This window comes from Magnetospirillum sulfuroxidans, from assembly GCF_018224925.1.
GTDB classification, from domain to species: domain Bacteria; phylum Pseudomonadota; class Alphaproteobacteria; order Rhodospirillales; family Magnetospirillaceae; genus Magnetospirillum; species Magnetospirillum sulfuroxidans.
Window position 1 is genome coordinate 787,119 of the sequence record NZ_JAGTUF010000001.1, and the last position, 23,766, is coordinate 810,884.

General features: G+C 63.5%; 38 protein-coding genes. 17 read left to right on the plus strand and 21 right to left on the minus strand.

What is annotated here, in order from left to right; translation table 11 throughout:
- Positions 1 to 4: 4 nt before the first annotated feature.
- From KEC16_RS03670 to KEC16_RS03765, 20 genes are all read right to left on the minus strand, one after another.
- The gene (locus KEC16_RS03670) at positions 5 to 967 is read right to left on the minus strand and encodes a hypothetical protein (RefSeq protein WP_211546264.1); all 963 of its coding nucleotides are present in this window, start codon (positions 965 to 967) and stop codon (positions 5 to 7) included.
- A gap of 5 nt (positions 968 to 972) precedes the next feature.
- Positions 973 to 2,916 (minus strand): phage tail protein, encoded by a 1,944-nt coding sequence (locus KEC16_RS03675; RefSeq protein WP_211546265.1) that lies wholly within the window; start codon positions 2,914 to 2,916, stop codon positions 973 to 975.
- A 2-nt stretch (positions 2,917 to 2,918) separates the two neighbouring features.
- Positions 2,919 to 3,485: a phage connector family protein gene (locus KEC16_RS03680; RefSeq protein ID WP_211546266.1), complete on the minus strand. Its 567-nt coding sequence runs from the start codon at positions 3,483 to 3,485 to the stop codon at positions 2,919 to 2,921.
- A 251-nt stretch (positions 3,486 to 3,736) separates the two neighbouring features.
- The gene (locus KEC16_RS03685) at positions 3,737 to 4,003 is read right to left on the minus strand and encodes a hypothetical protein (RefSeq protein WP_211546267.1); all 267 of its coding nucleotides are present in this window, start codon (positions 4,001 to 4,003) and stop codon (positions 3,737 to 3,739) included.
- A gap of 12 nt (positions 4,004 to 4,015) precedes the next feature.
- The gene (locus KEC16_RS03690) at positions 4,016 to 4,837 is read right to left on the minus strand and encodes a phage capsid protein (protein WP_211546268.1); all 822 of its coding nucleotides are present in this window, start codon (positions 4,835 to 4,837) and stop codon (positions 4,016 to 4,018) included.
- 255 nt (positions 4,838 to 5,092) lie between these two features.
- The gene (locus KEC16_RS03695; RefSeq protein ID WP_211546269.1) at positions 5,093 to 5,920 is read right to left on the minus strand and encodes a hypothetical protein; all 828 of its coding nucleotides are present in this window, start codon (positions 5,918 to 5,920) and stop codon (positions 5,093 to 5,095) included.
- Positions 5,917 to 6,126 carry a Bbp19 family protein gene (locus tag KEC16_RS03700; RefSeq protein ID WP_211546270.1) on the minus strand — a complete coding sequence of 70 codons (210 nt, stop codon included), beginning with the start codon at positions 6,124 to 6,126 and terminating at the stop codon, positions 5,917 to 5,919. The genes KEC16_RS03695 and KEC16_RS03700 overlap by 4 nt, the downstream gene beginning before the upstream one ends.
- Positions 6,119 to 7,801, minus strand: a complete 1,683-nt coding sequence (locus KEC16_RS03705) for a portal protein (protein ID WP_211546271.1) — start codon at positions 7,799 to 7,801, stop codon at positions 6,119 to 6,121. The genes KEC16_RS03700 and KEC16_RS03705 overlap by 8 nt, the downstream gene beginning before the upstream one ends.
- A gap of 3 nt (positions 7,802 to 7,804) precedes the next feature.
- Positions 7,805 to 8,041: a hypothetical protein gene (locus tag KEC16_RS03710; RefSeq protein ID WP_211546272.1), complete on the minus strand. Its 237-nt coding sequence runs from the start codon at positions 8,039 to 8,041 to the stop codon at positions 7,805 to 7,807.
- A 2-nt stretch (positions 8,042 to 8,043) separates the two neighbouring features.
- Positions 8,044 to 8,220 (minus strand): hypothetical protein, encoded by a 177-nt coding sequence (locus KEC16_RS03715; RefSeq protein WP_211546273.1) that lies wholly within the window; start codon positions 8,218 to 8,220, stop codon positions 8,044 to 8,046.
- Positions 8,196 to 8,651, minus strand: coding sequence for a hypothetical protein (locus KEC16_RS03720; RefSeq protein ID WP_211546274.1), 456 nt, complete (start codon positions 8,649 to 8,651; stop codon positions 8,196 to 8,198). Before KEC16_RS03720 ends, KEC16_RS03715 begins: the two co-directional genes overlap by 25 nt.
- Entirely contained in the window at positions 8,648 to 10,189 is a 1,542-nt protein-coding gene (locus KEC16_RS03725) for a hypothetical protein (RefSeq protein WP_211546275.1), read from the minus strand. The genes KEC16_RS03720 and KEC16_RS03725 overlap by 4 nt, the downstream gene beginning before the upstream one ends.
- Before the next feature lie 321 nt (positions 10,190 to 10,510).
- Positions 10,511 to 11,071: a hypothetical protein gene (locus tag KEC16_RS03730; protein ID WP_211546276.1), complete on the minus strand. Its 561-nt coding sequence runs from the start codon at positions 11,069 to 11,071 to the stop codon at positions 10,511 to 10,513.
- Positions 11,072 to 11,456: 385 nt separating this feature from the next.
- A complete protein-coding gene (locus KEC16_RS03735) occupies positions 11,457 to 13,571 on the minus strand; it encodes a hypothetical protein (protein ID WP_211546277.1) in 2,115 nt (704 codons plus the stop codon).
- Positions 13,568 to 14,731, minus strand: a complete 1,164-nt coding sequence (locus KEC16_RS03740; RefSeq protein ID WP_211546278.1) for a DUF7146 domain-containing protein — start codon at positions 14,729 to 14,731, stop codon at positions 13,568 to 13,570. The genes KEC16_RS03735 and KEC16_RS03740 overlap by 4 nt, the downstream gene beginning before the upstream one ends.
- Positions 14,721 to 14,909 carry a hypothetical protein gene (locus KEC16_RS03745; protein WP_211546279.1) on the minus strand — a complete coding sequence of 63 codons (189 nt, stop codon included), beginning with the start codon at positions 14,907 to 14,909 and terminating at the stop codon, positions 14,721 to 14,723. The genes KEC16_RS03740 and KEC16_RS03745 overlap by 11 nt, the downstream gene beginning before the upstream one ends.
- The gene (locus KEC16_RS03750; RefSeq protein WP_211546280.1) at positions 14,906 to 15,292 is read right to left on the minus strand and encodes a hypothetical protein; all 387 of its coding nucleotides are present in this window, start codon (positions 15,290 to 15,292) and stop codon (positions 14,906 to 14,908) included. Before KEC16_RS03750 ends, KEC16_RS03745 begins: the two co-directional genes overlap by 4 nt.
- Positions 15,293 to 15,363: 71 nt before the next feature.
- Entirely contained in the window at positions 15,364 to 15,636 is a 273-nt protein-coding gene (locus tag KEC16_RS03755) for a hypothetical protein (protein WP_211546281.1), read from the minus strand.
- Positions 15,617 to 16,147: a hypothetical protein gene (locus tag KEC16_RS03760; RefSeq protein WP_211546282.1), complete on the minus strand. Its 531-nt coding sequence runs from the start codon at positions 16,145 to 16,147 to the stop codon at positions 15,617 to 15,619. The genes KEC16_RS03755 and KEC16_RS03760 overlap by 20 nt, the downstream gene beginning before the upstream one ends.
- Positions 16,144 to 16,362, minus strand: coding sequence for an XRE family transcriptional regulator (locus KEC16_RS03765; RefSeq protein WP_211546283.1), 219 nt, complete (start codon positions 16,360 to 16,362; stop codon positions 16,144 to 16,146). The genes KEC16_RS03760 and KEC16_RS03765 overlap by 4 nt, the downstream gene beginning before the upstream one ends.
- A 59-nt stretch (positions 16,363 to 16,421) precedes the next feature.
- On the opposite strand from KEC16_RS03765, the gene KEC16_RS03770 reads away from it, so the two are divergent.
- A complete protein-coding gene (locus KEC16_RS03770) occupies positions 16,422 to 16,784 on the plus strand; it encodes a helix-turn-helix domain-containing protein (protein ID WP_211546284.1) in 363 nt (120 codons plus the stop codon).
- Here the strand turns inward: KEC16_RS03770 and KEC16_RS03775 are convergent.
- Positions 16,781 to 17,149, minus strand: a complete 369-nt coding sequence (locus KEC16_RS03775) for a hypothetical protein (protein WP_211546285.1) — start codon at positions 17,147 to 17,149, stop codon at positions 16,781 to 16,783. The genes KEC16_RS03770 and KEC16_RS03775 overlap by 4 nt on opposite strands.
- Positions 17,150 to 17,376: 227 nt before the next feature.
- On the opposite strand from KEC16_RS03775, the gene KEC16_RS03780 reads away from it, so the two are divergent.
- The 16 genes from KEC16_RS03780 to KEC16_RS03850 all read left to right on the plus strand — a co-directional run bounded on the left by KEC16_RS03780 (position 17,377) and on the right by KEC16_RS03850 (position 23,748).
- Complete coding sequence (locus KEC16_RS03780; RefSeq protein ID WP_249208681.1) at positions 17,377 to 17,874, plus strand: helix-turn-helix domain-containing protein; 498 nt, start codon at positions 17,377 to 17,379, stop codon at positions 17,872 to 17,874.
- A 3-nt stretch (positions 17,875 to 17,877) separates the two neighbouring features.
- Entirely contained in the window at positions 17,878 to 18,237 is a 360-nt protein-coding gene (locus KEC16_RS03785) for a hypothetical protein (RefSeq protein WP_211546287.1), read from the plus strand.
- Positions 18,234 to 19,664: a ParB/RepB/Spo0J family partition protein gene (locus KEC16_RS03790; protein WP_211546288.1), complete on the plus strand. Its 1,431-nt coding sequence runs from the start codon at positions 18,234 to 18,236 to the stop codon at positions 19,662 to 19,664. Before KEC16_RS03785 ends, KEC16_RS03790 begins: the two co-directional genes overlap by 4 nt.
- A gap of 2 nt (positions 19,665 to 19,666) precedes the next feature.
- Positions 19,667 to 19,885: a hypothetical protein gene (locus tag KEC16_RS03795; protein ID WP_211546289.1), complete on the plus strand. Its 219-nt coding sequence runs from the start codon at positions 19,667 to 19,669 to the stop codon at positions 19,883 to 19,885.
- A complete protein-coding gene (locus KEC16_RS03800) occupies positions 19,882 to 20,376 on the plus strand; it encodes a hypothetical protein (RefSeq protein WP_211546290.1) in 495 nt (164 codons plus the stop codon). Before KEC16_RS03795 ends, KEC16_RS03800 begins: the two co-directional genes overlap by 4 nt.
- 5 nt (positions 20,377 to 20,381) lie before the next feature.
- Positions 20,382 to 20,600 carry a hypothetical protein gene (locus tag KEC16_RS03805; RefSeq protein ID WP_211546291.1) on the plus strand — a complete coding sequence of 73 codons (219 nt, stop codon included), beginning with the start codon at positions 20,382 to 20,384 and terminating at the stop codon, positions 20,598 to 20,600.
- Positions 20,593 to 20,799, plus strand: a complete 207-nt coding sequence (locus KEC16_RS03810) for a hypothetical protein (RefSeq protein WP_211546292.1) — start codon at positions 20,593 to 20,595, stop codon at positions 20,797 to 20,799. The genes KEC16_RS03805 and KEC16_RS03810 overlap by 8 nt, the downstream gene beginning before the upstream one ends.
- On the plus strand, positions 20,796 to 21,386 hold the full coding sequence (locus KEC16_RS03815; RefSeq protein WP_211546293.1) for a recombinase family protein: 591 nt from the start codon (positions 20,796 to 20,798) through the stop codon (positions 21,384 to 21,386). The genes KEC16_RS03810 and KEC16_RS03815 overlap by 4 nt, the downstream gene beginning before the upstream one ends.
- 37 nt (positions 21,387 to 21,423) lie before the next feature.
- On the plus strand, positions 21,424 to 21,726 hold the full coding sequence (locus tag KEC16_RS03820; protein WP_211546294.1) for a hypothetical protein: 303 nt from the start codon (positions 21,424 to 21,426) through the stop codon (positions 21,724 to 21,726).
- Between the two features lie 83 nt (positions 21,727 to 21,809).
- Positions 21,810 to 21,935 (plus strand): hypothetical protein, encoded by a 126-nt coding sequence (locus tag KEC16_RS19955; protein WP_283091866.1) that lies wholly within the window; start codon positions 21,810 to 21,812, stop codon positions 21,933 to 21,935.
- Positions 21,936 to 21,982: 47 nt separating this feature from the next.
- A complete protein-coding gene (locus KEC16_RS03825) occupies positions 21,983 to 22,297 on the plus strand; it encodes a hypothetical protein (protein ID WP_211546295.1) in 315 nt (104 codons plus the stop codon).
- 35 nt (positions 22,298 to 22,332) lie between these two features.
- Positions 22,333 to 22,632, plus strand: a complete 300-nt coding sequence (locus KEC16_RS03830) for a hypothetical protein (RefSeq protein WP_211546296.1) — start codon at positions 22,333 to 22,335, stop codon at positions 22,630 to 22,632.
- A gap of 42 nt (positions 22,633 to 22,674) precedes the next feature.
- Positions 22,675 to 22,959: a hypothetical protein gene (locus KEC16_RS03835; protein WP_211546297.1), complete on the plus strand. Its 285-nt coding sequence runs from the start codon at positions 22,675 to 22,677 to the stop codon at positions 22,957 to 22,959.
- Positions 22,960 to 23,028: 69 nt separating this feature from the next.
- Positions 23,029 to 23,217, plus strand: a complete 189-nt coding sequence (locus KEC16_RS03840; RefSeq protein ID WP_211546298.1) for a hypothetical protein — start codon at positions 23,029 to 23,031, stop codon at positions 23,215 to 23,217.
- Complete coding sequence (locus KEC16_RS03845) at positions 23,214 to 23,462, plus strand: hypothetical protein (protein ID WP_211546299.1); 249 nt, start codon at positions 23,214 to 23,216, stop codon at positions 23,460 to 23,462. Before KEC16_RS03840 ends, KEC16_RS03845 begins: the two co-directional genes overlap by 4 nt.
- Before the next feature lie 43 nt (positions 23,463 to 23,505).
- A complete protein-coding gene (locus KEC16_RS03850; RefSeq protein WP_211546300.1) occupies positions 23,506 to 23,748 on the plus strand; it encodes a hypothetical protein in 243 nt (80 codons plus the stop codon).
- Positions 23,749 to 23,766: the final 18 nt, after the last annotated feature.

The following is a 23,766-nucleotide window of genomic DNA, read 5'->3' on the forward strand; positions in this document are numbered from 1 at the left end:
GACGTCATCCGATCAGTCGTTTGCCGTTGACGACGGACCATCCATCCCGCCCTAACTGCAACAACGATCCGGCCATGGCGCCGCTGCGCGAGCGGCGTATTTGCGCCGATTGCAGGCCGTATCCGGCGGCGCTAGCGGCGGCGCCGGCACGAGCGCCCAATATCTGGTCGCGGGCATCGTTCTCGGCGGCGCTGGCCAGCCGCAGGGCGGTGGGGCCGGATGGGTCGCGGCCCTGGGCATTGAGCGTCACCATCTGCGACGCCAAGGTTTTGGCCAGGGCGTCCTGGCTGTCCACCTCGCGGTTGGTAGCATCCAATTCCGCCGCCAAACGTTGCAGATCCAACTGATCCTGCTGCGCCTTGGCCTGGGCATTGGCATTGCTGGCATTGACTGCCGCGCTGACGCCGGACATGCCCAGACCGGCGGCCTGCATGCCGCTGATGTCGCCGAACAAGGAAGCCAGCAAGCCGGGTGAGCTTTCGCCGGCCATGGCCATCATGCCCGGCGCGGCGGTGGAAAAGCCGCCGGTGGTCATGCCCAAGCCAGCGAGGGCGCCACCGCCGCCGGCCGGGATGGCGGAAACAGCAGCCGGGGCAATGGAACCGGCAAAGGCGGCAGGCGCGCCCAAGGCCGCAAGTTCACTGCCGGATATGAAGGCCCCGGCGCCGGCGCTGCCCAAGCCGGCGGTAAGTCCAGCGGCGCTGCTGGCGGCGGCGGATGTCCCCATTGCGGCCGTTCCGGCTGCGGACATTCCGGCCGCGGACATTCCCGCGGTGCTGGATGCTGCCATGGTTCCGGCGGCCATGGTTCCAGCGGCGGCACTGCCAGCCGCCGCGCCGCCGGCCGCCGCGCCTTCGGCAGCACCGGCCAAGGCGGGAGCGGCTGCGCCGCCGGTGAAATAAGTGGCCACCGCCGCGCCGACGACGGCCAGGATCGGAACAATGGTTTTTCCCGCGCTTCCGCCCATATCTGTTACTCCGTCGCCGAAAGAAAAATGGTCACCGACAAGATGGAGGCCGGCACCAGATCGTCCCCGCTGATACGGATGGGCTGGCGCGAGCCCCAGCCGAGCTGGCGCACCTGGATTTCACCGGTGAAAAGCGGCGGCGCCGCGTCAAGCTGCGACACGCCCATGCGGCGGTGTTCGATCAGGCGGCCGTTGATGGCGAGTGCACCGGTTTCCAGCACTTGGACCACCGCTTTCCACACGCGGGATTTGGCCCCGACCAAGGTGCCGTCGGCCAATTGCGCCTCGGCCGGCATGGTCTTGACTTCCCAGGCGAAGCGGAGGCCTGCTTCGATTTTGCTGGCCGGGTCGGGCAGGATGATGGCGCCATCGGTGACGGTGAAGGTGCCGGCGACGGCGCCATCGGCCACCACGCGGACGGCATGGCCTTCCAGGTGGTCGAAGCCGGTCCAGGTGGTCTGCGCAGGGACGGAAGTGGCTGTCTTCGAGCAATCGGCAAGCGCGGCTTCGTCCAGCTTTTCCAGGCAATAACGCAAGGTGCCGCCGATCACGCGCTTGACCATGAAAAAGACGGCGTTGCCCAAGCTCAACGCGCCCAGGAATTCGCCCTCGGTTTGCCATAGCGTCCACGCCGTCACCTTTTCCGAGCGGCGCGAATGCAGCACGGCCAAGGTGCCGTCGGCGCGGTTGGGCACATACAGGTAATTGGCGGTGTTGGTGGCGCTGCCCCGGCGCGAGACGATTTCCTGCGGATTGGGGGAGCGCAAGATGGTGGCGGCATAAAGCGCCAAATCGGCGCAGATGAAGCGGCTTTCGCTGCCTTCGTCATAGACCAGCTCGAACAACGACTGATGGGCGCCGTCGTCGTCGGAGGAGACGAACACCACCGATCCATCCAGTTCGGTCGGGCGGCCCCGCGCGCATTTCAGCCGGGCGATGCGGCGGGCGTAATAATTGTTCGGGGTGGTCGGGCTGTCGGGCACCGACCACGGGCCGCCCGAGGTGATGGCGATCAGGCGGTCGGCGGAAATCAGGCCATAGAGCAAATTGGCTTCGTCGTCGTCAAAGGCCAGATCGGCGGCTTCGTCGTCGTTGGCTTCGTCGGTGCCGAAGAAGTCAAAATACTTGCCGGCTTTGGTGCACCACAAATGGTTGGGCAAGCCGGCGCTGTTGCCCAGATGCAGCCGGCCTTCGCGCAAGGTGCCCACCGACGGGTAGCCGCGCGCGGCCCCCCATGCCGGTTCTTCCACCGACCATTCGCCGGCGGCGACGGTGTCGGTGTTTTCCAACGGGTCCTTAATGTCCACCGTCACCGAATTGGACGACGCCTTGGCGGTAATCACGCCATGACCGGTGGCGGTGCGCACGGTCCAGCCGGTGCTGGCGGCGGCAAAGTCGCCGGCGGAACTGGAGAAGGTCACCCCGCTGCCGCTTTTGGCGCCAGGCGTCAAGGTGCCGGTGGTGTCGGCGCCGAACTGCCAGGACGGCGGGTTGACCCAATTCGCCTGTTCCAGCAGCCAGGTGGTATCGGCACCTTGGCGTTGAAGCCGGTACGGCGATAGACCTTCGGCGAAGATGAACATGGTGTCGGCGCTTTGCGTCCAGTAAAGCGTCGCCAGCTTGTCTGCGGTCCACGGCACGGTGGCGTTTTCATAGACCTGGGTCATGCCATCCTTGCGGATGCGCAGAATTCCGGGCAGGAACAAGGCCATGAAGCGGCCATTGGTGCCGGCCTCGAACGCCGCCCAGCGGAAACCGCTGGCGGCCTCGGGCAGGAAGGCTTGCCACGTCAGGCCGGGGCGGCGGTCCAGGCCGGTCAGCGACCGTGGCACCACGTTCAAGGCTTCCGCCGCGCCCTGGTAATAGGCCTTGAGGTCGGAGCGGGCGACCAGATCGGGATCAAGCCGCCCGTAGGCGAAGCCGAAGACCTGGGATATCCCCTTCGCCATGGTTAACCCCGCGCCGAAGTCAGAAGGCTGGTGCGCAACGCCTTGGGTGTGGATTGCTGGCCGTCGATGGTCTTGGCGCGGCGGAATTCGTCTTCCGCACGCGAATCAAGATACTGCGCCCGCGTGGTGCTTTCGGTCAGCGGAATGCAGAATTCAGCCGCCAGTCGGGCGATCAGCACCTGATCGAAGAACGGCGGAAAAGTGGTTTCGTCGGGGCGGAAAATGTAGGTCAGCACCACTTCGTCGGCATCGGTGTGCAGGCGGTTTTCCGCCAGTCGATAGCGGATACCGGCGCCGCGTTCACTTTGCCCCGCCGACAGCACGCGCAGGAAATCAGCCGGCATCTGATAGGCATACTGGAAATCCGCCACCGGCGTGCCGGCCAGACGCGGCAAGGTCACCTGACCGGTGGCGAAGTTCCACGGATGTGACGACAACAGCGCGTCGCGGGTGCACGGATACAGATTGGCCGCCACCTCGCCTTCCGCCGAGCCTTCGTCGAAAGAGGCGATGGTGGTCGCCCCGATTTTCAGCAGGGCACGCGAACACAGCGCGATGTCGGTCAGCATGGATCAGGCCTCGCGAATGGTCAGGAAACGCAGGCGGGTGCCGGCTTGGCGTACCAGCTTGGGCGACCGCACCGGGTTCGGCACACTGGGCATGGGCACACTGGGCGCAGACGTAGAATGCGCGGCGGTGAGCGCCTGCAAGCCGGGGGGGAAATACTTGTTGAGGCCGCGGCCCAAATCCGGCGCGGACGCCGCCGGAGGTTGAGCAGCGCCCCCGGCTTTCGCCGGGGGACGCTGGACACGCTTTACCATCAGTCGGTGTCGGTGGCGGTCATGGCCGTCATGTCGGCCACGTCCACCACGCCCGCCGCATTGGACAGCACGACGAAGGTGCCGTAAGCCGGAGTGCCGCCGGTATCCACGTTGGCGTGAATGCGGTCACCGACCTTCAGGACAGAGGAGGCGCTGTTGAAATAGCCGGCCGTATCCACCGTGGCGGCGGTGTCGGTGGTGACATAGTTCCAGTGACTGATCAGGGCGCCGCCCACATATTCCAGGTTCTTCGCGATATAAGCCATTTGCGTTCTCCTTCAGCTTTCCAAGCAACGCATGGAGACGACGCCGGCGGCATCGATCAGGCAGGCACCTTGGCTCATCATGGCGCGGACGCCCGTGGAGGCTTCGTCGAAGATTTCCTGCATGCTGGTCTGCACGTCGGCGCCGATGGCATGGCCGATGGCGGATTTGTGGTACCAATAGCACCTGCGGATGTTGCTGGACTTGGACAGTCCGGAATGGGGCATCCACATGGTGCCCAACCAGCGCTTGGCCTGGATGCCTTTCCAGGGCAGATCGTCGGCGCCGACGTAATCGGCATCCGAGAATTCGTCGATCTGCAACAACTGGGACCATTGCCGATAACCGACCCAGGCATAGCGTTCGCCGTCGTCTGGAACATCGGCGTTGCCCAGCATCTCGAAGGCCGTCAGAACCTTGTCCAAGGTCAGGCCGGTGGTGCCGTCCTGGGCGTAGTTGGCGGAACTGTCGAGAACGGAAATCAGGATTTCATCGGTCTTGCGACCCAAGGCATTGACGGCGCTGGTCTGGGTTGCCGCCTTCTCGTCGATGTTGGTCTTGATCTCGTCCAGCTTGTCGATGGTGTAAAGCGCGTAATGGTCTTCCAAGGTGCACTCGACATTGCTGTGGTCGAGGTTCAGGCGCGGAATTTTGCCGTTCCGCGCCTTGGTGGTGGCGGTGCCCTTGCTGATCTTCTGGAAGGTGGCGGTGGCGCCGATCACGCCGTTTTTGGTGCGCACGGTGTTGCGCAGTTTGGATCCGTCGCGCTGATAGGCGAGATGGACTTCCTTTTCGTATTGCTTGATGAAAGCAACGTCGATGCTGTTGGTGCTCATGGCATTGGCCCATTGGCTGTTTCAACCGAGGGACCGAAAAGCGAAAACCCGCAGACCGGCCCCATGCTTTGCCCCATTCCATTTCTGGTGACGGGGCTATACCCCCGTGACGCGGGGGCAAGCGGGCAGGTACTGCGGGTCAGCGCCATGATATGCCGCAGGGACATTTCCAAGCCTTGACGCGGGTCCGTGATCGGAGAGGCCGCTAACGTGTCAATGTCCAGAAATGCCCCTAGGGTGAAAATAAGAAATTTGTCAAGCCTGTTTTTGTCCGCCGTACAGTTTCTGGAAGCCTTCGGTCACCTGGGCGATAAACGCCGGGTCTTTCTGCTTCCAGTATTTCGGGTCTCTCATCATGGTCTCCAGATCGGCCTCGGTGACGGCAGCAGTGGCAGCGACGTCGCGGGTGGTCGTCACCGTGCCGGCACCAGCCTTTTCCAGCAGCTTTTCCAGCAGCGGCAGGGCTTGCGGCGGAAGGCCGATGGGCGGGTCCTTGTCGGTCAGGCCCAGGGCGGTGGCGAAGCGCCGTCCGATGCCTTCCGCCTTTTCCCGGCTGCCGACCAGCTGCACCGCCTCGGCCCAGGCCTGTTCCTGCGCCGTGCTGCTGTCGGCTTCGCCGGCCTGCCCCAACAGCCCGTCGCGTTCGGCCAGCAAGGACAAGGCTTCGCCCATGGCCTCGGGCGGCAGGTTCCATTTCTTGCCCCAGGCCTCGGCCTTGGGCAACAGCGGGGCGCCATCGACCAGGACGTCGCCGAGCACGGATTTGGCTTCCTCGGGGATGATGGCGGCGAAATCGTATCTTTCCGGCGCGGTGGGGCGGGTGGAAAGCTGCTGGCGCAGATCGGCATGGGCCTTAAGCGCGGCGGCGATGTTGACGCTGCCATCGGAGTTACGGAACGGCTCTGGCACATCGACCTTGGTGACGGCGCCGTCGCGGCCCTTGTGTTCGATCTGCCAGGGATTGGCGCCGGCAGGCGCGGCGGCATCGGGTGGGGCGGTGCTGCTGGCGGCGGCGGCTTCCGGCGCGGCGGCGGGGGCAGCGGTTTCGGCGGCAGCGTCGCCGGTGAAGCTCAGTTCGGTCATTGTCCTTGTCCTCTCTTGATCATGCTCAGGATGTGTTGGTACAGAGCGCATTTGCCGGCATGGGCGCGCAGATCGGCGTCCGCGCCGGTGGCAAGGTTGCCGGTGTTGGCGATGGTCAGCCGCGCCAGTTCGGCCAGGAAGGTCTGTCCGTCATGAGTGTTGAACAGGCGGGCGGCGGATTTTTCCGCCTCGGTGGGTTCAGCCATTCGCGCCCCCCATCATCTTGCCGACGTCGCGCAGAACCGCTGTTCCGGTGTCGGTGCCGGCCATGGCGGCTGCGCCTTGGACGCCGGTGGCCATGGCTGCCATTTGCGCCTGTTGCGCGGCCTGTTGTTGTTGGGCGGCGGCCTGCTTTTCCTGGGCGGTCAGCAGGTATTTGGGCGGGATGCCGCCCGCCTCGGTAAGAAAGTCGCGCATCATATTGGCGCCCTTGACCTCTGCCGCCACAGCTTCCGGCCCGAACAGTTGAATGGCGGTAGTCAGCGCTTGTATCTGTTCCCGCCACTGCGCCTGTTTCTGGATGCGGGCCAGGGGGTTTTCCGCCCTGGGCTTCAGTTCCAGTTTGACGCCGTCCTTGGTGCTGCCGATGAAGACCGGCGGGATATGCCAGCGCGAGCCCTTGAACTGGTCGCTGGTCAGGATATCGACGACGCGGGTCCATAGCGGAATGTCCAGTTCATAGAACAAGCGGGTGTGTTTGGGCACCTCGACCTCGGCCCGTTCCCGCTCGGCGGTCAGGAAGGCCTGGGCGACTGGGCGATCCTGGTCATAGCCGGGCATGGGCGGACCTTCGATGGCTTCACGCACGGCGTTGTTCAGATCCGCCTGGATGATCTGCGAGACGTTGAAATCCGCCGCCGCTTGCAGGGGCTGCAAGCCCTTGGAACCGGGGGCCTTGGGGATGATGGCGCCGGGCACCAGCTCGATATTGGCCGGGTTCAGCACGCCGTCGTCGTCGGCCTGCCAGATGCCGGTGACGGCGATGCTGGCGTTTTTCAGCGTCAGTTCCTTGGTGACGTTGGCCGTCTTCAGATCGGCGCGGCAGGTGATGGCGGGGCCGCGCCCCATGACTTCACCCGTCGCCTTGGACATGCGAAAAACGATGATGGCCTTGGACGACAGCGACCGGTCGATCAGCTTGTGCTCGCCCTCGGCCAGATAGACCACATAGCGGTAGGCGCGGCGGTGTGGCTCGAATAACTGCGCTTCAATCACATCCACCTTTCCATCGGGATCGTCGCGCAGCTTGCTGTCCCAACCATCGACGGCCCACAGCGCCTTTTCCGCTTCCGGCCACCGTGCCGCCACTTCACGGCGGCACAGCGAGCGCGGCAGGAACACGGTTTCGATGGAGCCGAACGGCCCTTCCTCGGGCACCAGGCTGGAGATGGGGATGGCCTCGAACACCAAAGGCGGGCCAATGTCGGGATCGCCGGGATTGACCAGCAGGGCGCCGGTGGACACCAACACGTCGGCCAGGGCCTGGGGCATCTCGATGAAGAAATTGCTTTCCGTCACCGCGTCGTGGACCACCTCGGCGGCGGCGTCGAGATAGGACGCAGCCTGATCGCGCAGCTCGGGCGGGATGCTGTCGAGCGGCTGCGCCTGGAACTCGAACGATACCAGGCGGTCGGTGAAGGGCGGGTACAATTGCCCCATCATGCGGTCGCGGCGCTTGTCCAGACTGCGGGCGCCCTGGCCTTCGAACAATTCCACGTCGTTCTTGGCACCCTCGGTCCGGTTGCCATCGACGTCGGCGTCGGGCAACACCAGGGCGTAGGTGTCGGACAGCAGGGCATTATAGCGATCGCGCCGGGATTTGGCGGCGGCGAAGCGGCGTAAGATGGGGTCTTTGTAGGCCCCTTTGGCGGTGGCTGTCATGGCTTAGCCCCCCAGCGTCTTGCCGGTGCCGGCGGTGGCATCGGTTGTCGCCGGGGCGGCACTGTCACCGGTGAAGCGCAGGGAGGAACCGCCAGAGCTGCGCGAGCGCAGGTTTCGCCGCCGCGCTTGGTTTTCGCGTTCCAACTGATCCTTTTGTTCTTTTTGCAATTCCAGTTGCTTGTCCATATACGAGTTGTCAGGTTCTGGCGCCTTGGCTCCACCGCCAAAAAATCCACCCATGATCAATCTCCCTTCAACTTTGATTTAACCAAGCCGTCGTCGCCGTATCTGCTGGTGGCGGTAGCCTTTAGCTGCTTTGAACGCAGCATTATTCCGGGGTTTTTCAGGGCATCCTTGGGGATGTCCGGCATGGTGTCGGCCAGCGACGTCGGCATCAGTTGATTGGCAAATCCACCCATTTTTCTTCCTCTCTCTTCAGGTGTCGATAAAGCTGATAGGGGGTCTGGGCATGACAGCGGAGGCCCAAGATCGCTTTTACGGCAGTGACACAGGTCAGCGGGGCAAGACCCGTGATCCGCGCTTCCCGCACCGGGTGCGCCCAAACGGCATGGGCGATGCCGGAATTGACTTGCTCGAACACCGCTTCCGCCGCTCGCGCCGGGCAAATGGAAAGGTCGATGCCGTTGGACAGCGGATTGACCAGCAGCCAGCCGCCGGCCTCGCCCAGGAAAAAAGGCTGCAACACCATGCAATGACGAAAGCCTGGGCGCAGAAATGCGTTGAACCCCCATGTCAACAGTCGCTCGCGCCAGCCCAGGCGGATGCCGGCAGGGATGTCGGCCATGTCCGAGAACACCACCAGATGGGGGAGTGGGATGGCGGCAGTCATCGGCGCCCCCCGTGGATTTTGAAGCTGCTTTTGGCTTTGTAGATTTGCTGGTGCTGGGTCGGGCGGTTCTTGGCCTGCACGTCGTAATGCAGGCCGATGCCCATGCAGCCGTATTGCAACCCGTCATGGGCGTGCGAAAAGCGGTTCTTTTCCGGGGTTTCGCCGTATCCTTCGCTCCGCTTGGCGAATTTATATCCGCTGTTGAAACCCTCGCGCAGAACTTCGCAGGTGGCCGACAGCAGGAATCCTGGCTCGCCGGACAAATCGCGGGTTAGCGCATGCCGCACGGCGGACAGGCGCGTGGGGATGTCGTTGGTGCTGGCGGTTTTCCAGATAAAGTCGGTATTGGCTTCGACAATGGCCAGCCAGCTTTTCTTGTCCTTGGCGGCGGCGTTGGCGCTCCGCGATGCCGGGTCGGCATAGCCGATGAACTTGAGATCGCGGTATTTCGGGCTCCGGCGCAGGCGCATCAGACGCTCGGCGTATTCCTCGGCGTCCCAGGTGTCGCCGTCTTCCGGCACCAGTTCATCCAGAACGATGATTTGGCCGGTCGGCGTTTCTTGCATCAGAATGGCCGAGGGGTTCAGTCCCGCGTCAGCGCCGACAACGACCTGAACATCTGCAAGCGGTTGCAGTTCACGGCCAGCAACGTGACGGCTGTCCTTCCACCGCTTGTAGACCGGCTTGCCGTCGCGGGTGGGGCCGAATTCGTTGTCGACTTTCGTGATGACCAAATCTTCACGATCAGCCAGCAGAAACAGGCCGACTTGACGCGCATAGTAGTTTTTGGGGAGGTTCTCGACATTTTCCGCACCGGCGGCGCGTCCGCCCGGCTGGCGGTAGAACCCCGCCAGCTTGGAGTGCCAGTCGTTCAGCATGTCAGCAGGATCAAGCCCGAACTGGCGCAACAATTCCTCTAGCCGACCAGACTGGATACGGCTGATCAGCTTATAGGTCCAGTCCGTGACGGGGGGCGCGTTAAGATCGGCCAGGATGCATGGGCAAGTGGCTTGGCCATGCTCATCCCCAGGATAGCGGCCCACGCGGGTGATACCCTGCAAGAACGCATCTTCGTCCATCAAGTTAAGCTCGTTGTAATAGATGCCCGTGCCTTCCCACGACGACATGGAGTTCTCGGCGGTTAGTTCGCCCAAGCCGACGAATTCCATGTCCAGCAGCACGGGACGGCCATCCAGCGGATGCGTCCACTGCACCTCATGCACCGCCGCGTCCGCCGGCCCGCCTTCGGCGTAGCGTTTGGTCGCAGGGCTGTCGTGAGGAACGATCTTCTTCCAGGTCTTGAACGATGTGCTTTTGACGTTCTTGTAGGTGTCGCGGACCACACGCCACTTGGATCGACGGATGGCATCCACTGGACTGGGGTCCTGATAGTTCGCCAGCATCATGATCTTCCGCAACACGGTGGTGGTTTTGGCGCTGCCCACCGGACCCATGATCACCGACAGGAAGTCACGCGCGGCATAGAAGCGGCTGGACACAGGTCCGGGCGGAAGCCATGGCTTGCGGGGCGCGGTCATTGCAGTGTCCCCGAGTTGCCCAAACCCGCACCCAGACCCCAGCCCCAGCCCCTACCGGCTACCCTCGGGTTCGCGGCCCCTTCCGAAATCCAGCCCACACTTTTCATCCCTCCGGGCAGGAAATGAAGGCGCGGATTGGGGGGGGTATCGCCCTGGGCGGCGGCCTTGGCAGCGGCCTCTGATCGGGCGGCGGTGACGGCGGCGAGGCTGACACAAGGAGTGTGCATCCGCTGCAATGCGTTCTGTTTCAACGCACTATCATCCGCGTGCGCCATCCATGCGCCACAGTGTGCGCCTGTTCCCTTCGTGTTCCTGTCGTGTTCACGCATTGCCATCCTCCTGGCTCTCAACAACGCTGAAGTCTGGCGCGTCCAGCAGGATGCCGCCTGTATCCTCGCTGGCCTTGGCCGCCCACACCGCCAAAGCCGCCTCGGGCGAGACGAAGGTGAACGAGGCGGTCGGCCCATCGACGCGGACCTCAAGCGGCGCTTTGCCCTGCACGTAGGGCAGCGCCTCGCGTGCGGCCAGCAGTTGCAGCTTGTAGGCCTCTTCATTCTTGCAGCCGAGCTGAACCGCCAAGTCCTCTGTCGGACGGCTGAAGGTCTGGAACAGCACTTCCAGCGGATGCACGCCATAGCGCTTCAGCAGCACCGCGCGCACCTTGGTGGTCAGCGTGTTCTGCGATCCGGTGGCGCGACCGCGCTTCGCCGACTGCACAGCTTGACGCCGTGCCGCCTGATCGGCCGGCATGTCGGCCAACTGGTCACCGCCCAGCAGCGGCAGCAGCCCGAGCTGCACCGGTTCGTCCACAATCAGCGGACCGGCCTCGCGCACCGCCTCGGCCACCGCCGTCTTCGCCCCTTTGCCTTCCAGCTCGCTCATGGTCCAAATCCGATTTGTTTATTCGCCGTCGCAAACCAAACCGCCCAACCTTGCGGTTTGGTCGCGGTTTGGTTTGCGGTTTGGTGTCTAACTCTGTGAAACATAAGGATAAATTACCTATTCATGATCAAACCAAACCACCAAACCGCAAAATCAGAGCCCTATACGTGCGCGGACGCGCCCACCTGCGCATGTGCGCGCCTGCACACACATGTGTATGTAAATTCGCGGTTTGGTCGGTTTGGCGGTTTGGTTGTCGTTAGTATATTGAATATACTGCATATTTTCCAAACCCCTCCCCAAACCCGCAAGCCAAACCATCCCCGCGAACCGCCTCGCCCCGCGTTTATTTCTCGGTAAAACAGGGTCGGGGTCAGGGTCATGCTTAGAAGTCCTCGGAGAGCGAGAAAGGGTCAGGGGTCATGGCGCGGTCGGCAAAAGCGGTGTCGGTCGCGCTCCGGTGGCTCGCCTCGACAGCCTGGGTGTGGGCGACCGGCGACGGTGCAGGCGAGCCCCCTGCGACCGACGCATCGTCCTGCCCGCCATCCGGCGGGCTTTCCTGGCAATAATGAATGGGCACCAACACCGCCTTATCCTGGGCGCCATCGACGAAGAACGAGACGTTGGCCAATGCGCCGGGAAGGGTGGCTATCTGGCGGGTCCAGGGGCCGGCGGCGCCGCTTCGGGTCTTCCAGGCGCTGCCGTCGAAGATGCGCGCCACGCCCTGGTGGCGATTGGCCACCCACAGGTACAAGGGCGGGTGCAGCGGCGGCTTCTCTCCTTTGGGCGCGGGCGCGGGCCGCACGTCCAGCCCATGGGCGCGCAAAATGTCGCGCACGTCCTTGGCCGCGCTATCCACCGCCTCGGCCGGGTTGGACAGGTTCTCCACCAGCTTGGTCACCCAATAGCCGACGGTATAGCTTTGGCCGCCCTTCTTGGCGTCCAGCAGGCTGGATTGCAGATGCAGCAGGCAGGCTTTGTTGGTGGCCAGATCGTTGGACAACTCGGCCAACTCGCTGGCCTTCAGCCGTTCGCCCCACATGCGCAATTCCTGTTCGGTCGGCATGGCGTCGGACAGCACCAGATGGGCGCAGGCCAACTGGGTGCCGAACAGATCGGCGCCGCGTCCACCGTGACCAGCCTCTTTCATGGCCTGACGATAGGCCTTCAGCACGGCGGGAAAGCGGCCCCAGCCGTCGACGATCTGGCGCAGCAGCCGGCGGCCCAACGGCGCCATCACCCGCGCCATCACCGCTTCGTTCTCTTCCGGCGGCACCGTGGCGCCCTCGGGCGGCGTGAACTCTTCCAGCAGCCCCAACGCGCCCACGGCGATGCGCGACAGATCGGCGCCGTTCAACGGCGGCATGTTGATGGAACAAAACAGCCACGGCGCCCGCTGGGTGAATTCCACCGGGGTGCCATCGGCGCCACCGCGCCCGATGCTGGCGCCGCTGGCCGCTGCGCGGGCCAGTTCCAATTGCTGCTTCTGGCGGCTGCTTTCTTCGTCCGGTTCGGCTTCGTCGATGCCGACGGCGCGGCTGTCGCGCCCGACCTTCTGGTAGATATAGGCCGAACTGGCGTTCTCGATCTTCAGCATGAACTTGCCCAGCAAACAGTAAATCATCAGCAACAGCGTCGATTTACCCGATCCGCGATCCCCCACCGACCAGTACAGCGGGTGCCATTTCAGCGACGCGCCCAGAAAGGCGGCGACCAGCCACCCCAACAGCAATTGCGGGTCGACATCGGGCCGCCCCCAATTCCACGAGCGGAAATAAGACAGCACCTCGGCCCCGGCGCCGATGGCGGTGTCGGCCTTGGCCGGCAACGGCATGATCGGCCGCGTTGGGTAAATCCAGTCCCCAATTTCGCAGGGCTCGAACCATTGCACTGGCCCGCCATCGGCGGGCCAGACGCCAAGCCCCTTGCCGAAATGGATGATCAGCTCGCCCGCCGCCCCGGTCCACGCCCCGGCGCCGCGCACCCGCTCGTCGGGATCGAATACCCCTTTTCGCATGCAGCTATCCATCAAGGCGCTGCCGCATTCCTCCGGCCGCCAGCCGGTGGCTTCCCAGGTGCCATCGTCGGTCTGCTTGGCCCTGGGCCAGTTCAGCAGCAGATAGGCGGTATCGCCGAACAGGGATTTCAGGGTGTTCTGGCCGTGCTTTTCCGCCGAAACCCGGCGCAACTGGCCGATGCGATCAAGATAAAAGTACTTGTCGTCCAGCACGCCCAACGGCGTTACCGGGCAGCCCTGGGGCAGCACCAGGCGCGAGCGCATGGACCGCGGGATGCGCACCACCTGATAGCCGCTTTCCCCCGGCGGCTGGTCATCGTTGGACGGGCCGGCGGGGTCTTCCGGGTCCGGGTCATCCGCACCAGATAGCTCTGGGGCGGCATCATCCAGGGCATCGACGTCCCAGTCGTCGGCCACTTCCGTCCAGGCGACCTGGCGCAACGCCAAAATGCCGTCTTCCGCTGTGTCTTCCGGCTCGGTCACATTCCCCCCTTAAGCACATCGTTGGCGTCCTTGGCGCCGGGCGCCACGCTGGTGACGTCGGCGATCAGCACGCGCTTGCCCTGATCCTTGAAATTCTTGACGGCACGGCGGAACGTCTGGTCGGCCTGACTGCCCGGCGCGTCGGCCTGCTTCCAGATGACGATTTCCGTCACCTTTTCCGGGTATGCCAGACCGCCCATGTTGGAAATAGAACCGGCGGCGTGCACCCGTTCGTCCGGGTAGGCCAGCGCCACCGACCAGCCGTCTTCCGGCCCTTCGACCAGATGCACGCGCACCGGCCCCTCGGCCTTGCCCAGCGACTGGGCGTAAACGATTTCACCGGTCCGTTTCAGCGCCCTGGTGCCGGCCCACAGCGGAATGAACCCGCCGGCATACGACCCATAGGACCGCTTCGGCTTCTTGATGCAGCCGGCCTTGATCCAGCGTCCATCGGCGGTGCGCTCCAGATAGGTGCGGTGCACCGCCAGATGGACGCCGTCCATGGACACATAGGGCAGCACGATGGCCGGCAGATAGGCGGCTTCGTCGGTGCCCGGCTTGCCCAGCTCGCCGCAAAAGCACTTTTCCTTGAAACGCGGCGCATGGGGCACCGCCGGCAGCCGGGTCAGGTCGATGCCGCGCCCGGCATAGTAATACTGGGCCGGGGTGTTGGCCCACGGCAGCGTCTTGTCCAGATAGATGCGCTGGCTGCGCCCGCGCTTCTTCTTGATATCCTCGTCGCTTTCCTGAGGCCGGTCATCGAAGGCCGCCAATGCCTCGCGCGAGCGCTTCAAACTGTCCGGCGCCTTGCCGGTCAGACCGGCCCAATCCTTGCCCCACCGCACGCCGGCATTCTTGTCGGCGGCATGCATCAGGACGATGTGGAACGACAGACACGACACCGACATCTTGCCGGTACCGGGAATGGCCTCGCCGGCGAAATCGGTGACCATGCCCTGGTACTTGCCGGCCAGACCGATGCGGAACGACCCGGCATGACGGTCGGCGCGGAGCGGGTTGGGGCAGACGAAATTGTTGCCGTCACGGTGGCCTTGCAGCCGCCAGACGCTGTAGATCAGCTCGGCGATGCGGGCGCGAAACACGTCGGCCAGCCGGTCCAGGTCGATGCTGTCCCCTTGCTGGCGGTTATCATTGGTCATGATTACCCCGCTGGATATGACCCCGCAGCAGCGCCGTCGCCTCGGCGGCATGGCTGGCCAGCGCCGCCACGGTCAGGGGGAACACCCGTATCTGGCCGTCGGCCAGCACCACCACCAATTCGGCGACGCAATGCTCGCCAGCCCGCAGGTATGGCTGCACCGGATGCGGGGCGGTCACGCCGCCCTCCCATTGCCCTGCCAGCGGCACTTTCCGGCGCGCAGCCGGTCCGCCAGATCGCGCACCAGCGCCGCCTCGGTCCGATGCCCGTTCAGGATCAGGGTGCCGTTGCCGCGCCGCGCCAGGGTGTAGCCATGGTCGCGAAGCGTCCGCCATTCGTCTTGCAAATCGCCCCAATCCGGCTCAGTGGTGGCACTGCCATGGGCGGCCAGCCAGTCTTCCACGCTGGAAAAATGACCGGGGGCGGAAAGTTCCGTACCGCCCCCGGCCAAGGTGGCGCGGGGCAAGCCCACGCGGCGGGAGGTGCCGGCGTTCGCCCCGGAGACGGGGGCGCCGCCGCCGGCCGGCGGCAGGGCAGAGGCGGCGGCGTTCACAGCAGCCACCCAATGACCACCAAAACGGTGGTCAGTCCGATCAGGGGAAATACGGTCAAATCGTGGATCATCATTACCCCCTACAGATCGAATTCGCGGCCGGCTTCGGCCGTATGAACGGCATGGGTGCGGCCCGCCGCGCGCGGTCGCCAGGACGACGACACCGCGCCCGCCCGCGCCGCCAGCGTGGACCGCACCGCCTCGGCATGGTTCCAGCCGGCCACCAGCAGCGGATCGGTGAAGGGGCAAGGCGTGCCGTCGCAATCATTGGCGACGAAGGCGGCGAACCGCGCCCTGTCATCATCGCCGGCGGTCAAACGCTGACGGGCAATGTCAACCCAGGCGCTCCACATGGCTGGCTCCCCCTCCGGCGGTCTGGGCGGCGGCGTCGGCGATAACCGCAAGGGCGACGGCGATGTCGCCGCTGGTCGCCCGCATGGCTTCCGCCGCCCGCAGCAATTCGGCGACGCTGGGGGGCGCCAGTTCCGGCGCCACCAACAGGCATAATCTCTGCTTGTGCAGGTTCCACGCCCGCCACCACACCTTGCCGCCCGGCGGCTGGCCAGCGGCATAGCCCTCGACGGTGCGCGGGCTGACGGCCAAGGCGCGGGCGCAAAGCTTGTAATCCAGTTCACCAATGCGGCGGCCGGGGTACAGCACCTTCAAGGCGGCGGCCCAGCGCACCCCGAAATCGGGCAAATCCACCGGGACCGCCACGATGGAACCGCAGGTCCGATCCCGCGACACTGTCAGCGACACACCACCCCAGCGGATGGACACGCCCATGGACAGGTTCAGCGGCAATTGCGCCGGCTTCTTCACCATCACGGCAACGGGATCGCCCAGCAGGTCGCGGTCAATCATGCGGCGGCCTCCGTCGGTTCGGGACCGGGCAAGCCGTAGAAGTCGTTGGGGGTCACCTTGCCACCAGACACGGCATAGATACGCCGCATGGTCGTCGGGCGCGGGATTGTCCCCAACGAATACTTACGCGCGACCGAGGCATTAGCGGCGCCGATCAGTGCCGCCGTCCGCTCCCACGTCAACCCTTCTGATTTGGTCCATTCGTCGAAAGTCATACGCCATGATATGTCAAAATCAGACACATCAGTCAAGCAATAGCATGTCAGGCACTGACATGGCGCAACATGTCCAAACTGGACATACTGCACACATGCCTATACGCACACCGAACCGCATCGAGACGCTGCGCAAAAACCGGGGGTGGTCGATGGAGGAATTGGCGGCCCGGATCGTGCCAACCGCCACCGCCTCTCAGATCAACAAGCTGGAGAAAGGCTATACGCGCCTTAATTTCGACTGGATGCACAAGCTCGCCAGTGCGCTGGAGTGCCATCCAGCCGAATTACTGCCCGATCCGCCAATCGTGACGGACAGCGAGGAAAAACAATTGCTGGAACGTTATCGCGGCCTATCCGAGCCAGATAAGCAGACGGCCTTTCGCTTTCTTGACGCTATGTCGTCCAGAAAGGATGCTTAGCGACGCTCTAACCTGTAGCCCTTCGCTTGCATGCAATAGGCTATAGCCTCATCACGGCGACCTGCGGCGGCAATATCAGCGCCCCATGCTCGCATAACATCGCCCGGTTGAGGGCCGTAGTAAGCCCCACCTCCTGCGCCCGCTTGCATACCGACTAACTTACAAGACGCCCAATCGCGCTGGGCTTGCTCGTTCGTTACCGAGTGATTTCGCCAGATTGCATCATTGGCGCACGCCACCAGTGATACGGCCAGCAGCGCATACGACATGGCGCGCATCAGAACACCCATCGCAGCATCCCCCAATAAATCGGCCAAATCGATGCCAGGAAGCCGTTGACCGGCACCGCTATGATCCAGTTCCAAGCCGTGTAGACGTATCCATCGAAAAACGTCAAAAACGCGAACGTCAGCGCAGCTATGACCTTATATGCCAATATTATGGCGCGCATGACCCCTCCCATTGTGATCTTTCATCATCATGCCATCGGCGGTTGCGCAGGCGATATGTCAAATCAAGACATTTACCCGTTGACTAGCTGTGTCAAATTAAGACAAGAATGCTCCATCAACAAACGATGGAGGTTCCCACCATGTCTTCCCCCACCAATTCCCGCCAATCCGCCCGTGGGCGCACGCCGTCCGGCCTGCCGAACCCTGTTGACGTCCATGTCGGCGTCCGCATCCGTCAGCGCCGCACGCTGTTGGGCCTCAGCCAGGGGCAACTGGCCGAAGCCCTGGGCCTGACCTTCCAACAGGTGCAAAAATACGAACGCGGCGCCAACCGCGTCAGCGCGTCCCGTCTGCACGATCTGTCCCATGCGCTCGACGTGCCGGTGTCGTTCTTCTTCGACGCCATGGCGGACGCGGTGAAGGCCGCCAGCCCGCGCGCCATGGCCATGGCCGAATTCGAGCCCGATCCGGCCGGCCGCGACCCTCTGCCCGACCGCGACCCTTTGGCCAGCCGCGAGGCGCTGGAACTGGTGCGCGATTATTACGCCATCACCAACCCGGCTGCGCGGGCCGGGGTCAAGAGCCTGGCCAGGGCCTTGGCCAGGGGCTTCACCGTGACCACCGGGGCGGAGGAATAGGCCATGAGCCACTGCGTCAAACTGCACCTGGAAGACCATGGCCAGGATTTCCTGCACTTCCTGGTGCTGATGGACGATGACGGCTTCGCCGGCACCATCGTCGACACCCAGCCCTGTCAGGGGTGGGTGTGGAACGGGCGGCGGTTGACCGCCGCCAGTCTGATGGTGGGGCGCCGGCCGGTCTTCGCCGAACCGGCCGGCGCCGTGCTCAACTACCCTATCAAAGGGGCCGAGACCGCCGCCCCGCCGGCCGGCGGCATGATCTGCCGCAAGCTTGGCGTCCGGGTGGTCGAACGCCTGGGCATTTGCCAAGGCTGCGAACACCGCGATTGCCCGGCGCAAAGCTGGGGGGCGCGATCATGACCGCCCGCGTCGTTACCCTGGCCGATCTGATGCGCCAAGCTGGATTGAGCCAGGACAAACTGGCCAAACTGGCCACCGCCACCGGGCACAAGCTGAACCAAAGCCAGGTGTCGGGGCTTCTGTCCGGCAGCCTCGGCTTCACCCTGGACAGCGCCAAGGCCTGCGCCGCCGTGCTGGCCGTCCCGATCACCACCTTCCTGCCCGAACTGGCGGCGCTGGTGCCGCCATCAACCACGGGCGATAGCCGCATCAAGCGCTTTGCCCTGGATGATCTGATGCTGGCCAGGGGCAACGAGCGCACGTCCTATGACCCCGCCGCCATCGACGACCTGGCCACCCAGATCATCGACGCCGGCACGCTCTATCAGAACCTGGTCGGCTACCCCGAAGACGCTCACAAAACCGCCAAGGTGGCGGTGTGGGATGGCGGGCGGCGCTGGCGGGCGCTGCACCGCGCCCGCGAATGGGGGGCGCTGCCGGCGGGGCTGCAAGAATTCGGCATCCCCGTGCTGTTGCTGGAAGACCGGGTGGCGTGCATGAAAGCCACCATCGCCGCCAACCAAAAGGAAGATACCCATTTCCTCGACCGTGGCGCCGCGCTTTCCCGTCTGCAAGACGAAACCGGCTGGATGGCCCCGCGTCTGGCCCGCGAAACCGGCATCGGCTCGGAACGCCTGGTCCAGCAATTGCTGCAAATCCACCGCGACTTGCCTGATTGGGCCAAGGACCGCGCCTATCTTCCCAAGGACGATCCGCAGCACCTGAAGTTCCGCGACTGCCGCGACATGGTCGAGAAAAGCCGCCGCGCCGCACCCGGTGCGCCCGTCAATGCCCCACCCGAACAGGAAAAGGGTGAGGTCGCCGAAACGCCACTGCCCCTGGAACTGCAACGTCTGGCCGCACCCATCGCCGCACCGCCGGCGACGGCGACGGCGCCGGTGAAATTCACCAAGGAACAGGTGGCCGAAGGCCTGAAAACCTTTTTGACCAGCCAGCGCGGCAGCGAACCGCCGGTGGCCGACGGCGTCATCAGGATCGTCACCGGTCGGTCGGAACTGATCGGCATCGGTCGCGACACCCTGCTGTCCGATGCGCTGTCGAAAAACGGCATGGTCGCCGCCGCCGCCGATCTGGCGGAAGAATTCGGCATCATCTTTCTGGCCGACGACGTCGCCAGCGCCAAGACGGTGGCCGGTCTGGTCCGCGCCGTCATCAACGCGCCCAAGGATACCGGAACGGCGCGGCCAAGCCCGCCGCCCGAAGACCACCGCCCCGCCGCTGTTGGCGGACGCATCGGCCAGCATTGGGTGCTGCATGCCGTCCAGCGCACGCTGGGCGACCGCCCGACGCTGATCGAACTGAAGCACGACGAAAGCGGCCAGATCATTCAGTTCGTCCCGGCCCAACGCGATATCGAAGGGGACTGACCATGGCACAGCAAACACCCCAGGGAAGCTATCACACCGGCCTGATGGTCGGCTTTGAACGCGGCCACATGGACTACATCTCCGGCCAGCGCCAGGAAACATCCAAGCTGTGGGTACCGGAAGGTGTCAGCGCCGAATATTGCCGGGGCTTGACGACCGGCTATCTGAAGGGCGTTACCGGTGAAACCCTGGCCGACGAACAATTGGGGCGCGGGCAATGACGCCGCGCCGCCACTTGTCGGCCCGCCGCCGCGTCGAATTGATGCTGCCGTCGCTGATCGCCCTGCGCTTGGCGCTGGTCCTGATCCCGGTCGGTGACGCCGAACGCAGGGCCGTCGATACGGCCAAGGATGTGTTCGACGCCACCGCCATGGAGGTGGTCGACGACCTTCCCGCCACCGAGGCCGGCGCCCTCCGCTCGCGCGGCATCCGCCTGCGGGCGTGGCTGTTGGACCGCTATGCCGCCCAGCGGCGCGGCGGATTGACCGTGTTGCAGGCCTTCACCCTGTGGCTGGACGATTTGCGCCGCCGCGAAATCATCCACATCAATGATGGATGCGCCTTTCTCACCCACTGGGACGATCTGGCCGACGGCATCTTGCGTCATCCTGACAACGTGGAAGGCCTGCAACGCGGCCAGCGTTCCGCCACCAAGATGGCCGCCGAGTGGCGCCGCCTGCTGGAGGGGCAAGGCTATTACCGGACGGGTTAGCCGTCATGGATGACGACGACCGCCTTGCCCGCATCGCCGCCGCCATTGTCGAACATTTCGACATTCGGGCGGCGCAGACGGTGGCGGAACTGGACGACGGATTGCGCTTTCACAATTACCTGATCCGCCAGATCGGCACGGTCAGGCCAGACCTTTACGACCGACTGAAGGACTTGGCGCAAAGCCGCCGATCCGCCTTAAGCAAGGATAGCAACCATGGCTGACAGCATCGCCGAAGACCTGTTGCAGGGCGCCAAAGCCATCGCCGAGTTCACCGGCTTCAAGCGCCGGCAAATCTACAACTTGGCGGACAATCACCATCCGGCGATCAAGAAAGAGCCGGGCCTGGGACTGGTCGCCAGCAAGTCGGCCCTGCTCCGCCATTACGCCATCGCGCCGGACAAATTAGAGGATGGCCAATGAAAACCTACGGCTACGCCCGCGTGTCCACCGACGATCAGGACATGGCCCTGCAATTCGATGCCATGGCCAGCGCCGGCGTGCCGCGCCACAGCATCTTCACCGACAAGCTTTCAGGCGGTCGTGATGACCGGCCAGGGCTTGAAGCCGCCCTGGCATCCCTGGGCACGGGCGACAGCCTGGTTATCTGGAAACTGGACCGGCTCTGGCGTTCGGCCAAACACGCCTTGATTACCCTCGACCGCATCAAGGGCGTGGGCGCCACCTTGCGCAGCCTGACCGAAGGCTTCGACCTGGACACCGCCAGCGGAAAACTGATGGCGACCATCTTGGCCGGGTTCGCCGAATACGAACGCGCCTTGATCCAGGAACGCACCCGCGCCGGTCTCGCGGCAGCCAAGGCACGCGGCACCAGACTGGGCGCCAAGCCGGTCCTGGTCGATGAAAAATACATCCGGGCACGTGAAATGCTGATGGCGAAAATCCCAGGACACCGCATCGCCAGCGCTCTGGGGTGCAGCCAAGCAACCATTTACAAAACCTTCCCCAGCGGTCGCAAAGCCTTACTGGCGGCGGCTTCTGGGGTCTGAGAAACGTCGTTTTGACTGATAAAATTGTGAGGAAATCATGAGACGCATCAGCGCCCGGATCAAGCATGGAGGTCTCACATTCAGCGAGGCCGTGAGCGTCGCCCGGCGCCGCGTCGTGGACGGCGAGATGTATCTGATCAGTCGTCATGGCGGGTGGTTCCGCCCCAACGCGCAAGGATACTGCACCACCTTTGCTGAAGCCGGTATTTACGACGCGGAAACGGCGCGATCCTACCTATGCGTCGAAGGCTTATCTGTGGTTCCGGTCTCTTCGGCCAGGGATGAAATCAACGACGAGATTGCAGCGCTTGAACGGAAAATCGCCGCTAATCGCCGCTAATCGCACACAGCTTGAACACCTCAAAACGGCCTGAATAACCTCGTTCTGATCGAACCAATTAGCTCTTTCGAAAGGGGCGACAGATGACGAAGAAGATTATTTTTGACGGGCGGTTGTTGACCAAGCGGGAACTGGAAGAACTGGCTCTCGAAGCAGCCCGCGCCGCCCAGAATTTCGACAAGATTTGGGCAGCGCAAAAAGCCGCCTGACCTCGTTCTGACCGATCCAATTAGTTCTTTTGAAAGAGGGTAATCAGATGGACCAGATGAGTTTAGCCAGCCAGCCGCCCCATGAGGCGTTGACCAACGCCATGTTTATGGTTTCGCTCGATGGGGACGGCGCCGGCGCCTATCTCGTCATCGGATGGGAGCGCATGTGCGCGGCGGTCGTCGCCGAACACTTCGACGGCCCTGACGACGAGCAGACCTCCGAAATCATGGGGTGGCTCGAAGACGAGGACTGGTGGACGAGCGCCTTTGATGGCGCCCCCTATCACTGGTTCGTTCGACATGAGGATGGCGGCATCGGCGTCACCCGCATCACCCACAACATGCCCGGATCGGCCCGATAAACCTCGTTCTAAACGATTAAATTGTGGAGTTTAAAATGAAGCGATTTGAAGACGGGGCCGATCTCTTTGGCGTTGGTGTCGGAATGGGAACAACTGGCCCTATCCATTGCGATGTGTGCGACACGACGCATGATATTGATGAACGCAATTCCGGCGTGTCGTGGACGAATTTTGCCGGACTGACCATCGTCGAGTGTTGTTTCGGCAAGGTCGAAGGGGAAGTGCTCAAGCGCATCCCCGACATAATCCCATGGTTCCAGCGAATCACAGCGCGCCGCCGGGCAGCCGTCGAGAGTGATGAGGCTCTACTGTCAAAGATTACGGTCGGGCCGTAACCATCTCACCTCTATCACGCCGATAAAATTGTGAGAAACAGCATGAGCAGAGTCTCTTATGAACAAGCCCGCGCCGATCATGAATACCTTTGGGCTATCGCGCCCGCCGATGACATGACGGGGCGTTATGTCGATCAAAACGACTTGCGGGAACTTCTCCACAATCCCACCAGATCGACCGCCCGTGACTGTTATGTCAGACAAATCGAATACTGGTTTTTTCAAGGCCCCGAGACGGGCATGGGACATGCATCCGTGAGCGAGATTATGGCGACCGATCAGAAGGTGGCCGAGATCGCCAGACGGCATCGCCTTTCGGACGAATAAACCTCGTTTAGACCGGTAAAAACTGCCGAAAACTGCGCCTTTCAGACGCCCCGATAGATGGAGAGCAACATGCAGATGATCGAACACAGCCTGCGACGCGAACAGCTTCGCGAAATCGAAGAAGCCATGCGCGAACGCGGCGAGGCGTTGAGCTACCCCGAAATGATGGAAAGCCGCGATCAAGTCGAAGCAAGCGCCAATGGCAACCGCAAGCAGCGCCGCAAGGCGAAGGCCATGGCGCGGAAGGTGCCGGCATGAAGACCCCGCGCCTGATCGAGAACGAGTTCGACGGCTTCATGTGTGCCGTTGGCCTTGCTGATGCCCCTGGCGTCCAGCGCAAAGAGATGCGCAGCGCCTTCTTCGCCGGGGCCTATGCATTCTGGAAGTTGATTGAGGCCAACGCCTCGGTCGGTCCCGACGTGTCTGACCAGGACATGGCCATGATGGAAGCTATTCAACTGGAATTCGAGGCGTTTCGCGCCGCATTGGCGGCATCCTTCTGACCTCGGTTAGACCGATGCACTTGTCTCAATGAAAGGCCGACAGATGGATCAGAAAGAAACCGAAGCCGCCGCCATCGTGGTGGCGCAGGATCTTATCGACATGATTTTCGACAAGGCTCAGAAAGACGCTATCCCCGGCAACGTCATGGTCATCGCGATGACGGCAACCCTTACCTCAGTGATAAATGGGGCAGCGCGCACGCCGGAAGCCTACATGCATGGGCTCACCATGGCGCACCGATGGATCGGCGACAAGATCACTGAACATGCCGAAGCGGCCCTATAGCACCTGGACATTCAGACT